This window comes from Acinetobacter sp. 161(2023), assembly GCF_037027805.1.
GTDB lineage: Bacteria > Pseudomonadota > Gammaproteobacteria > Pseudomonadales > Moraxellaceae > Acinetobacter.
Genome location: NZ_JAZEYD010000010.1, coordinates 150,833 through 163,290 on the forward strand (window position 1 = coordinate 150,833; position 12,458 = coordinate 163,290).

The 12,458-nt window shown below is 40.5% G+C and carries 9 protein-coding genes; 7 read left to right on the forward strand and 2 right to left on the reverse strand.

The window, feature by feature from the left end; translation table 11 throughout:
- The first annotated feature begins 28 nt into the window (after window positions 1-28).
- From WA249_RS11620 to WA249_RS11635, 4 genes are read left to right on the forward strand one after another with little or no spacing between them, the layout of a single operon-like run.
- On the forward strand, window positions 29-697 hold the full coding sequence (locus tag WA249_RS11620; protein ID WP_336168857.1) for a 3-oxoacid CoA-transferase subunit A: 669 nt from the start codon (window positions 29-31) through the stop codon (window positions 695-697).
- Window positions 697-1,350 carry a 3-oxoacid CoA-transferase subunit B gene (locus WA249_RS11625; RefSeq protein ID WP_336168859.1) on the forward strand — a complete coding sequence of 218 codons (654 nt, stop codon included), beginning with the start codon at window positions 697-699 and terminating at the stop codon, window positions 1,348-1,350. The genes WA249_RS11620 and WA249_RS11625 overlap by 1 nt, the downstream gene beginning before the upstream one ends.
- Before the next feature lie 36 nt (window positions 1,351-1,386).
- Complete coding sequence (gene dcaP / locus WA249_RS11630) at window positions 1,387-2,703, forward strand: outer membrane trimeric porin-like protein DcaP (protein ID WP_336168861.1); 1,317 nt, start codon at window positions 1,387-1,389, stop codon at window positions 2,701-2,703.
- Between the two features lie 18 nt (window positions 2,704-2,721).
- Complete coding sequence (locus WA249_RS11635; protein WP_336168863.1) at window positions 2,722-3,939, forward strand: MFS transporter; 1,218 nt, start codon at window positions 2,722-2,724, stop codon at window positions 3,937-3,939.
- Between the two features lie 20 nt (window positions 3,940-3,959).
- Here WA249_RS11635 and WA249_RS11640 read toward each other — a convergent pair whose 3' ends face one another.
- The gene (locus WA249_RS11640) at window positions 3,960-4,409 is read right to left on the reverse strand and encodes a PaaI family thioesterase (protein WP_336168894.1); all 450 of its coding nucleotides are present in this window, start codon (window positions 4,407-4,409) and stop codon (window positions 3,960-3,962) included.
- Window positions 4,410-4,714: 305 nt separating this feature from the next.
- On the opposite strand from WA249_RS11640, the gene WA249_RS11645 reads away from it, so the two are divergent.
- Both WA249_RS11645 and WA249_RS11650 read left to right on the forward strand, forming a co-directional pair.
- Window positions 4,715-6,517, forward strand: coding sequence for an acyl-CoA dehydrogenase C-terminal domain-containing protein (locus WA249_RS11645; protein ID WP_336168865.1), 1,803 nt, complete (start codon window positions 4,715-4,717; stop codon window positions 6,515-6,517).
- A gap of 196 nt (window positions 6,518-6,713) precedes the next feature.
- Entirely contained in the window at window positions 6,714-7,517 is an 804-nt protein-coding gene (locus WA249_RS11650; RefSeq protein WP_336168866.1) for a thioesterase family protein, read from the forward strand.
- Between the two features lie 73 nt (window positions 7,518-7,590).
- Here WA249_RS11650 and WA249_RS11655 read toward each other — a convergent pair whose 3' ends face one another.
- Window positions 7,591-11,073, reverse strand: coding sequence for an indolepyruvate ferredoxin oxidoreductase family protein (locus tag WA249_RS11655; protein WP_336168867.1), 3,483 nt, complete (start codon window positions 11,071-11,073; stop codon window positions 7,591-7,593).
- Between the two features lie 205 nt (window positions 11,074-11,278).
- Here WA249_RS11655 and WA249_RS11660 point away from each other — a divergent pair, with 205 nt between their 5' ends.
- On the forward strand, window positions 11,279-12,220 hold the full coding sequence (locus tag WA249_RS11660; RefSeq protein ID WP_336168869.1) for a LysR family transcriptional regulator: 942 nt from the start codon (window positions 11,279-11,281) through the stop codon (window positions 12,218-12,220).
- Window positions 12,221-12,458: the final 238 nt, after the last annotated feature.

Here is a 12,458-nt window from a genome sequence, read left to right on the forward strand (position 1 = left end):
AAATTAAGGATGAAAAGGGACAAGTGAGATGATAAATAAAATCACCAGTGACATTGAACCGATTTTAAAAGCTATTCCTGATGGTGCAACCATCATGACAGGCGGGTTTGGTGTGACGGGGCAACCTGCTGAATTAATTGAAGCCTTAATCGATTTAGGGAAAAAAGAACTGACCATTGTAAATAACAATGCGGCTTCTGGTGATCGTGGTTTAACAAATCTGATTATTGCTGGCTGTGTTAAAAAAATGATTTGTTCATTTCCGAAATCTGCGGGATCAACCGTTTTTCAGGACTTATACCGCGCAGGAAAAATTGAGTTAGAACTGGTTCCGCAAGGTAATTTGGCATGTCGTATTCAGGCCGCCGGAGCTGGCTTAGGCGCTATTTTTACACCAACTGGGTATGGTACTAAAGTTGCCGAGGGTAAAGAAACCCGCGCCATCAACGGTAAAAACTATGTGCTTGAATATCCACTTGAAGCTGATTTTGCACTGATTTATGCCGATAAAGCCGACCGCTGGGGCAATTTAACTTACCGTAAAGCAGCCCGCAATTTTGGCCCAATCATGGCAAAAGCCGCTAAGACTACGATTGTTCAAGTGAATGACACCGTAGAGCTAGGAACGCTTGACCCAGAGTGCATTATTACACCGGGAATTTTTGTTCAGCACATTGTAAAAGTAGGAGATATCTAATGTCAGTTCAAAAGCGTTCTCGTGAAGATATTGCCAAGCTCATTGCCAATGACATTCCTGAAGGTTCTTATGTTAATTTAGGGATTGGCTTGCCGACCAACGTTGCTAAGTTTTTGCCTAAAGATAAAGAAATCTTTTTACATTCAGAAAATGGTGTCTTGGCTTTTGGTCCACCACCACAACCTGGTGAAGAAGACCAAGATTTGGTTAATGCCGGAAAAGAACTTGTGACTTTGTTAGATGGTGGATGCTTTATGCATCATGGTGACTCATTTGATATTATGCGTGGCGGCCATCTGGACATTTGTGTGATTGGTGCATTCCAAGTTGCTGTAAATGGAGACTTGGCAAATTGGCATACTGGTAAAGCAGATGATGTACCCGCGGTCGGTGGTGCTATGGATTTGGCGGTCGGCGCAAAAACGATTTATGTCTATATGGAACATGTCACTAAAAAAGGTGAGTCAAAAATTGTAAAAGAACTAAGCTACCCAATGACGGGTGAGCAGTGTGTCAATCGTATTTATACCGATTTATGCATTATTGAACTCAAAGACCAAAAAGCTTATGTCACAGAAATGGTGGAAGGCCTAGGTTTTAATGAATTACAAGCAGTCACAGACTGTGAACTAATCGATGCACGTGTAGCCTAAATACACACGGAAAAACGCTTCTTTAAGGATTAAAAGATGAAAAAATTAATTTTAGCTGCAGCTTGCGCTGCGGCTTCAGGGACTATTTTTGCAAATTCTTCAGATACCACAGAGCAAAGAATTAATTTGCTAGAAACCGAGCTGCAAAAATTAAAAGCAGAACTTGCTGCTCAGAAACAAACTCAAAATAATTTACAGGTCAAACAGGTAAAGATCGAAGAGAACATTGAAAAAACTAAAGCGACTGTAATAGAGAAGCCTGTTGCTCCTTCGTGGGTCACTTGGACGGATAACGTGAAGGTTTACGGTATTGCCCGTATTGATGCAGCGGTCGATTTTAAATCTTCACCAGATTCGGGCGGTAGAACGACCAGCAGTTTGTACCGAACACCTTTTGAAAGTGAAAAACGTTCAAATCATGCACGCTCTGATGCCATGATTAATGCAAGCCGATTAGGTGTTTATTTTAATAGCCCAAATAAAGCTGTGACGGGAAATATTGAAGCCGATTTCTTTGATAGCTCTAACATGGGAACGGGCGATGGTAAATTCCGTATCCGTCATGCTTTTTTCACTTATAAAGACTGGACCTTTGGTCAAACATGGTCACTCATGTCCAACATGGAAACTCGTACAGAAGCTGTCGATTACACCCAATTTGTGGGAACTTCTTATACACGTACTCCTCAAATTCGCTATGACTGGAAAATTGATGCCAATAATGATTTGAAAGTGGCTTTGGAATATACAGGTTCAAGAGTCTCGGCATTTCCAACTTTAACGGGGCGCTATAGCTTTAAACAAGGCCCTTTAACGGCACTTGCTCAAGGCTTTATTAATGAAAAATCTACAGATGTCGCAACTGCCACGGTTAAGAAAGTAAGCTGGGGCGCTGGAGGCGGTTTAAAATATCAACTCACGCCACAACAATCGGTGCAAGCAAATTATCAATATATTGTTGGTGATCAAAAATTTATGCCGTACACCACCCAAAGTGGTTTGGCAAATTCAACAAATTTAAATGCCGCGGGTGATTTTTCTTTAAACGAAGACAAAACAGATTTGGTTATGAATAAGTTGAATAGCATCAATATTGGTTATTCATATAAATTCAATGAGCAATGGCGTGCAAACTTATCTGCTTCAATGTTTGATTATGATGACGACACGGCTTATGCCAAACTCAACCCAGATGCTAACAAACGCTTAACCGACTACGCAGCTAACGTTTTCTATTCACCGATTGAGCAAATGGATATTGGTATGGAATATCATCAAGGCAAACGAGAAGTGTTTGATGGCAGAACCGCTGATGTATCACGCGTAAACTTTGTATCGATGTATAAATTTTAAAATAGGGCGTAGTTAAAAATGGAAAAAATAGTTGAGCCCAATGCAGAAAATATACTGTCAAAAAGCTTTATTTTTATCATGGCAATGACATGTGGAATTTGTGCGGGTTCAAACTATTATAACCAGCCCTTAATTTACTCCATTGCCGAAGCATTAAAAGTTAATGCTGATCAAGTCGCTTTAACCATTGTCATTAGCCAACTGTCATATGCAGTTGGCCTTTTCATATTGGTTCCCTTAGGGGATTTTTTTGAAAAGCGCAGTTATATTTGCTTGCTCATGTGTTGTACGGGGCTTGCACAAGTAGGGTTATCCTTAAGTCAAACCTTGCCAGTTTTATATGGCTTTACCTTTTTAGCCACATTCTTTTCGATTGCGACTCAAGTTTTAGTTCCTTTCGCCGCAGGTCTAGCTAGCCCGAAAAAAAGCCCTCAAGTTGTAGGCACTCTCATGAGTGGTTTGTTTTTGGGAATATTATTAGCACGTTCTATTGCAGGCTTACTTTCTACAGTTTGGTCTTGGCATGCGGTTTATTTAATTAGCGGAATCGTCATTTTGGTGTTTGCTTGGGTGATGTGGGTGAAGTTGCCAGTTGCGCGTAAGTCTCATCAACTCAATATTCTACAGATATATGGTTCACTATTTTCATTAGCAGTACATCAACCGCATTTACTGCGCCGTGGTTTTGCAGGTGGGGTTGGCTTTGGTATTTTGGCTCTCATTTTTACCACCATGACTTTTATCTTGGCAAATGAGCCTTATCACTTTAATGATTTCCAGATTGGTTTATTTGGGATTGTTGGACTGGCAGGTGTATTTGCAACCCCTTGGGCAGGTAAGAAAATTGCGGCAGGGCTTGAGAATAAAATTGCAGTGATTTGTATGGGCTTATTAATAAGTGCATGGATACCGCTATTTTTTGCACAGCAGTCTCTGGTTGCCTACGCTGTAGGGGTTATTATGGCTTATTTCGGTTTGTCGGCATTTCATGTGCTTAACCAAAATCTGGTCTACCGAATTTCGGCCGAAGCCCGTTCCCGTATTAATTCAATTTATATGACCTTATATTTTGGTGGAGCCGCCTTAGGTTCTTTTATTGCGGTATATGCATGGAAGCATTGGGGGTGGGAAGCATGTGCCGCTTTAGGTTTAGCGATGGCAATATTAAGTTTTATGATTGATCGTTTAGATTTTTATGAAATGAACAAAATTGCAAAGCAAGAAAAAGCTCCCTAAACAGGAGCTTCAATATTTTATTATTTTCGAATGATCATTAAGGTTGCCGAGGCAAAGGCATACACTTTGCCATTTTCATCTACGATTTTACCTTCGGTGCTAATAATATTACGGCCTGCGTTAATCAACTCGGCTGTCGCATAGTAAGACGTATCAACTTGCATGGGACGAATCATTTTTACATTCAAATCAATAGTCCCATAACCCACTCCATGTTCGAGTAGGGTATGCGCAGCACTTCCTGTAGCAGTATCTAAAGCTGTAGCACAAAAGCCGCCGTGTACACCGCCTTGTATATTTCGATGTTCTTTTCTAGGTGTAACTTTATAAGTAGCTTTACCTTCGGAAACTTCTACTAATTGCATGGGTATGGTGTGGGCCATAGGCGATGGAGAAACTTCACCATTTTTTAAAGCTGTTAAAAATTCAAGACCTGTGTATTTCGGGCTTTCCATGAATCGTCCTTGGATGATTAAGCAATCTAATTACGATACTATAAATTGAATTTTTACGGAATAAAATTTTGCAATACAAAATTTAAAGTTATTCTAATTAAGCAATGCTAATTACTTTTTATTCTATATTTGTATTTTAAAACATGTGCTTATGTTTTATATCTATTTCTGAGTTACGATAATTTTATTAAATTAGTGAAAATATATTTTGCTATAAGAAATTTTTTGATATTTTGGTGAGATTGAAACAATAAAAGTCCATTTTAAGGAAAAACGATATCTGCCCATGAAACAGGCAGAGAGGTGAAAGGAAAAAAACTATGCCTTTATACAAAGCTCCATTACGCGATATGCAATTTGTACTGCATGAAATGCTTCAAACAGAACAGAACTATCAAGGTTTAAGCAAATATCAGGAAAGCGTAAATCGAGAATTAATTGATCAATACTTAGAGGCAGCAGCAGATTTTTGTGAAAATGAATTGGCACCGATTAACCAAAATGGCGATCAGGAAGGCTGCCATTTAAATCAAGGCGTAGTCACAACGCCGAAAGGTTTTAAAGAAGCCTACCAAAAATATGCTGAGCTTGGGTTTACCTCTTTAACGGCTGACCCAGAATATGGTGGACAAGGCTTACCGACCTTATTGCGGATCGCTATTTCTGAAATGTTATGTGGTTCTAATTGGGCTTGGGCAATGTATCCGGGCTTATCTCATGGTGCAATGAGAACCATTGAGCACCATGGTACTGAGCAACAAAAGCAAAAGTTTTTAATTAAGCTCATTAGTGGTGTCTGGACTGGAACGATGTGTTTAACCGAATCACATGCGGGTTCGGATCTTGGATTAATTAGAACAAAAGCAGAACCCAATCTGGACGGTAGTTACTCAATTACAGGTGAAAAGATTTTCATCTCGGCAGGTGAACACGATCTTTCTGAAAATATTATTCATATTGTTTTAGCTCGTTTGCCTCAGGCACCCGCAGGGACTAAAGGGATTTCTTTATTTATTGTACCTAAATTTAATGTGAGTGACGACGGTCAGGTACTGGACCGTAATAAAGTCGTCTGTAGCGCGATTGAACATAAAATGGGGATTCATGGCAATGCCACCTGTGTACTGAATTTTGATGGCGCTCAAGGTTATTTGATTGGTCCTGAAAATCGCGGGCTTAATTGTATGTTTACCTTCATGAATACCGCACGTATTGGAACAGCAGTACAAGGGCTTGCTGCCTCTGAAATTTCATTTCAAGGTGCATTAAGTTATGCCAAAGAGCGTCTTGCTATGCGATCGTTATCAGGTCCTCAATATCCTGAGAAGAATGCAGACCCAATTATTGTGCATCCCGCTGTGCGATCGATGTTAATGACACAAAAAGCTTTTTCTGAAGGCGGCCGTGCATTGGCTTATTTTCTAGCTCAACATGTAGACATTGTTGAAAGTTCAAATGATCAGGAACAGCAAAAACACTCCGATGAATTACTGGCCTTTTTAACGCCAATTGCTAAAGCTTTTTTAACAGAGTCAGGTAATGAATCTGCAAAGCATGGCGTTCAAGTATTTGGTGGTCATGGCTTTATTGTTGAGCATGGTATGGAGCAGATTGTACGTGATGCGCGTATCTCAACATTGTATGAAGGAACCACCGAAATCCAGTCTTTAGATCTGCTTGCACGTAAAGTCCTAAAGTCGGAAGGCAAACTTCTAAAAAATATGACGGATTTAATTGATCAATTGATTAGTCAGCAGCAATCCATTGAAGTGTTGAAACCTTATTTAGAAAAATTAGCTGAGCTTAAGCAACAATGGTTGTCACTGACCAAAACTATTGCCGACAAAGCGAAGCACAACCCAGAAGAAATAGGGGCCGCTTCAGTAGATTATCTTTATTTTTCTAGTTACGTCGTGTTCGCTTATTTGTGGGCTCGAATGGCACAAGTTGCCCATGAAAAATTAGAGGCGGGTACACAAGAGCAAACTTTTTATAAAGCAAAATTAACGACAGCTAAGTTTTTCTATCAAAAACTTTTACATCGTACACAGAGCCATGCTGCTTCTATTGAGTCTGGAGCTGAATCTGTGATGGAACTTGACCAAGATGCTTTTGCATTTTAATGACTAGTAATTTTTAGGATCATTGGGTGAAATTTACATGTGGAGTTTTACCTAGTGATTAAATTTGTAATTTTAGACTCATGAGTTTTTGGTAGGAAAAACCAGTTGAGCCAAAAAAATAGAGGGTTAACATAAGCATTAAAATGTGAATTTTCATCAAATATTGATGTTGGATAAGGACTACGGAAAGAAAATCATGAATGCTTATTATCAATTACTGAATAGAACAATTGGTCTTCAAGGTGAAGTTATTGCTCATTATTGCTCAACTGTTCATGCACAAGGGGCTTGGAACCCTCATGAACAGCATATGGCGCCTGCAAGTGGCGTAATCGCAGCTGAGTTAGAGCAATTTTCACCACGACAAGATATGCGAATTGGTCGAATTAGTTTTGATATTTTTGGATTGATTGCTTTTGGTGAATTTACGATAAAGACACATGTGATTCGTGCCGGTAAAACTATTGAATTGATTGAAGCAGAAATGCAGGCACAAGGTAAAACCTGTATTGTTGCCAGAGCATGGCGAATGTGTACTCAAGACAGTTCCGATATTGCTGGGCTTGAAGATCAGCCAGTTCATCATCCAGACTCTTTTACAGAGTGGAAGGGTATGAAAAGATGGCCGGGTGGCTTTATCCAGACACTAGTCACTAAAACGGATGATCAGCATCGTGCGGGCAAAGGTATTGTTTGGCTCAATAATGATAAAGAAATGATTGAAGGGCAGCCGACGACAGATTTTGCCCATTTGATTGGCATGGTCGATACCGCCAATGGGATTGTGCCAAGACAAGAAGGCGAATTTACGTGGGGCTTTCCAAATCTAGATTTGCAAGTTCACATGCACCGCTATCCAAAAGGTAAATGGTTAGGTTTGGAAACTGTTCAGCAATATGGTTCGGATGGTATTGGTTTAACCAGTGCAGTTTTACATGATGTGTATGGCCCATTTGGACGAAGCGAGCAGATTTTGACGTTACGTAAAATGGCTAAATAAATTTTTGAGCCAATAAAAAAGTCATCCCTAAGGATGACTTTTTTATTTCGAGATTTAAATTCTAAGCAATTTCTTAGCTACGAACTTTAATGAGTGTTGGTGTAAGTTCATCCCAACGCGCTTTTGCAGCATCCATTGCTTTCATTTTGATATGTCCATAACCACGTACTTCCGCTGGTAATTTTGCAATTTGTTCAGCAACAGCCAAGTTATGATTTTCTGGAGCTTCAACAAGTGTTTCAACAAATGCGATGTAGCGGTCACGCCATGCTTGTTCGTGTTGACGTTCTTCTTGGCGCGCAAATGGATCAAGGAAAGTTTCACGAAGCCATTGTAATCGAGCAAGCATCATCATCGGGAAACGCATCCAGTAACCAAATGCACGTTTACGAATATTTTGCAGACCGCCGAGTAATGCTGGTGGAGCAAGATGGTAAGTTAAACGTAGGCTTTTACCGAATTGTGTTTCAATCGATTCTTTGAAGCTTTTACCTGTTAACAGACGTGCAACTTCATATTCATCTTTATACGCCATAACTCTATAAAGCTGAGTTGCAATCGTACCTGTTAATTCTTCAGGTAATTTTTTAGCTGCCAGTTCTACAAGCGTACGGTACTTAGTTGCATAAGCTTCATTCCAATAATCTGTTAGACGAGTAGAGCGGTCTTCAACAAGTTCAGCCAAAGTTTGTGGAGTTTTAGTTTTTGGCATTGCCGCAACTAAGCGTGCAGCTAAAGTCGGGTCACTTGCAAGATGACAACCCACACGGAAAGCTTCTAGGTTCTTTTCAACAGCCGTACCATTTAGGCGAATTGCTTTTTCAATGCTTTCACGCAGTAATGGAATACGACCAGATTGCCATGCCATACCGAGTAATAACTGGTTGGTATAGATTGAATCACCTAAGAGTTGAGTTGCAATGCGAGCTGCTGGCAGAGAAACCAGTTGACCTTGACGAACACGACCACGAAGACGATCAACTAAATCGCTAATAGGTGCATACCAGTCACGAGATTTAATAAAATCAGAAGTAGGGGTACTGTCTTCATTCACAATAACCAAAGCATCATCTTTTAAGCGAGATAGAGCAGCGCTACCACCAGCGACTACGGCATCTGCACCGATCAGTAATTCACATTGTCCTGCTGGAATTTTGGTAGAAGAAATTTGCTCATCAGTTGCTGCAAGTTGTACGTATGAATAAACCGTACCACCTTTTTGGGCAAGTCCAGCCATATCCATAACACGTGTCGCTTTGCCTTCTAGGTGAGCCGCCATACCAAGGAGTGCACCAATAGTCACCACACCTGTACCACCAATACCACCGACCATAATACGACTTGGAACATCATATAACTGAGGAATGATTGGCGATGTTGGCCAGCCTGCACTAATTCCTTCAAATTTAGCTGGACGTTTCATATCACGTGTATGAACAGTCACAAAACTTGGGCAGAACCCTTCAGCACAAGTAAAGTCTTTATTACAGCTACTTTGGTTAATCTGACGTTTAGTACCTAAAGCAGTCTCTACTGGCTCAATAGATAAGCAGTTTGATTTTTTTGAACAGTCGCCACAGCCTTCGCAAATATCACTGTTAATGTATAAACGCTCAGCTGGGTCAGGATATGCATCACGTTTACGGCGACGGCGTTTTTCACTGGCACAGGTTTGTACATAAATTAAAGCGGTTACACCTGAAACTTCACGAAGCTCGCGTTGAACCGTATCGAGTTCATTACGGTGGCGAATTTCTACACCCGGTGCAATACCGTCTTCTTCGTTTAATAGTTTAACTTCATCCGTCACAATAACTTGTTTTTTAATACCTTCAGCAGCAAGCTGACGAGTTAACTGTGCAACGCTCAAATGTCCGTCTACATGCTGACCACCTGTCATAGCGACCGCATCGTTGTAGAGGATTTTATAGGTAATATTAGTTTTTGCAGCGATGGACTGACGAATTGCTAAGTAACCTGAGTGGAAGTAAGTTCCGTCACCAAGGTTGGCAAAAATGTGTTTTTCGTTAGTAAAAGGTGATGCACCCACCCAGCTTACACCTTCACCGCCCATTTGAGAGAACGTTTCAGTACCACGGTCAAGTGAAACTGCAATATAGTGACAACCAATACCACCAAGTGCACGGCTACCTTCTGGGACAACTGTTGATGAGTTATGTGGGCAACCACTACAGAAATATGGTTTACGCTCAGCAAGATCAATAACACGTTTTGCTTCTTGCTCTGCTTTTAGCAGTAAGTCGATTCTGCTTTGGATTTGTGCTTTTAGGCTTTCTGGAATATCGAGTTTTAAGAAGCGAGCAGCCAGCATTTTTGCAATAGGTTCAGGCTGGTACTCATAGTGACCAATGAGCGGTGCTTCTTCAATAGAGGTACTCCATTCACCTTTACCATCAGTTGCTTTACCAATCACATGTGGGCGTTTGCCATCAGGAAGTGAGTACAGCTCATCTTTAATTTGTGCTTCAATAATTGGACGTTTTTCTTCAATAACGATCAGTTCTTGCAAACCTTCTGCAAATTCACGAACGCCTTGAGGTTCTAAAGGCCAAATGAGACCAACTTGATAAACACGTAGCCCAAGCTGCTGAGCAGTTTCATCTTCAATACCTAAAATGCGTAGGGCTTCAATCGTATCTAAATAACCTTTACCACTTGCGGCAATACCAATACGGGCATTTTCACAAGGCCATGTTACGGTATTGATTTTATTCGCGCGGGCATAAGCCAAAACAGCAGGTAAGCGATATTTATAAAGACGTTCTTCTTGCTGAATGCCATGATCTGGCCAACGGATATTAACGCCGCCTTCTGGGAAATTAACATCTTCCGGTATAACGGGATTAACTCGGTCTAGATCAACATGAACTGAAGCAGAAGTTTCTACAATTTCACTGACGAGCTTCATTGAAGACCAAAGACCAGAAAAACGTGAAACTGCAATGGCGTGAACACCAAAGTCTAAAATTTGTTGAACGGATGTTGGGTAGAAAATTGGAATACCGCAACCAATCATGACATGTTCAGACTGGTGAGGGATTGTAGAAGATTTACATGAGTGGTCATCACCAAATAAAGCAACGACACCACCACGTTCAGAGGTACCAGCTAAGTTAGCATGGCGGAGTACATCGCCTGAACGGTCAACACCTGGGCCTTTACCATACCACCATGAAGACACTCCATCATATTTGCCTTGGCCTGAAAGATTAACTTGTTGCGTACCCCAAATTGCGGTAGCAGCCAAGTCTTCATTTACACCAGGTTGAAATACAACATTATGGGATTTAAGTAATCCTTGAACTTGCCAAAGGAAACTATCATAGTTACCAACAGGAGAACCGCGATAACCAGAAATAAAACCAGCAGTATGATAACCATTAATCGCGTCACGGCGAGTTTGGGCAAGAGGCAACCGAACAAGCGCCTGAATGCCAGTCATATATGCTGTACCGTTATCACTTATATATTTATCTTCAAGTGACACATCCTTTGTTGCAATAATATTTGGAGTGACTTTTGTAGCTATGTTCATTTATATCTCCTTAGAATTTTTAGTAGCTCGGACTACTTTCTTTTTTCAACATCCAGTTGAATATTTGGAGCAAGTGACATACGAAATAAAAAAAAGATCGGTTCCTCTTCTTAAAAAGAATTAGTGCCAATGTATGTACATTTAGTCATTGTGGTTGATCTAAACTGGTGCAACAATCCGTAATTTAGGAAAACATATTTACGTTATGCGCAAAAATCTCGATGGTGGACTATTGCATGCAATGCATGCATTCCTGAAAGTGATTGATAGCGGGAGTTTCACAGCAGCAGCTGAGCAGATGGATCTGACCACAGCACAGGTTTCACGTCTTATCAGCGAGCTAGAAACACGCTTAGGTACAAAACTCATACAACGCTCAACGCGCCAGCAGGCACTGACTGATATTGGTGCAGCTTATGCGGAGCGTTGTCGGCAAGTTATTTCAATGGTGGATGAAGCTGAATCAGAAGTTGCTGGAACCGCTTCAAAACCGAAAGGACGTTTACGTGTATTAAGCATGGGAAGCTTTGGGCATCACTATGTTTTTCCCGTCATGGCCGAGTTTTGTAAAAATTACCCAGAGTTAACGGTGGAATATACGACCTCACAATACGTTCCAGACCTGTTGGCAAAAGGGGTAGATGTCAGTCTTTATCTGACTGAATCTTTAACAGATTCTCGGTTTGTTGCACGCAGAATTGGGACTATTTTTTCTGTTTTATGTGCTTCACCTGCTTATCTCGAAAAACATGGGGTACCAACATCTCCAGAAGACTTAAAAAATCATGCCTGTTTGCGCTTGGTAAACCCATCTATTACACCAGATTGGCACTTGTTAAATGCAAAGGGTGATTCTTACCAAATCGATACTGGCGGGCAAGTCATTGCAGATAACCCAGAGTTATTGTTAGATGTGGTGCAACAAGATATGGGCGTGGCGTTATTGCCGATGTTTTCGGCTTTAGATGCAGTTCAAAATGGAAGATTATGTCATATCTTGCCAGAGTGGCGTTCGCCCGATATAGGGGTTTATACGCTATTGCCTTCACGCCATTTTATTGATGCCAAAACACGTGCATGGTTAGATTGGGTGGAAGAATATATTTCCCCAAGAATTGAAATGGATGCATCTTATTTTTATAAATAATGAGATAAATTTTAAGGACTACCATTGAAAAAGGATGCAGAATAAGACGGATTTAGAATAAAAAAAGGGTAAAGAATGCTTCTGTTGAGAGAGGCATTTAATACAGAGATAAATGATAAATTTTAAAAAATTGCATAAGGGATTTAGTCCCAATTCCTGAATGAAATGAGATAAAGGTGAGATAGGATGATCTGGTACTCAGCCCAATATTAAGCCTTATACCAGAAGTTAAGCTATT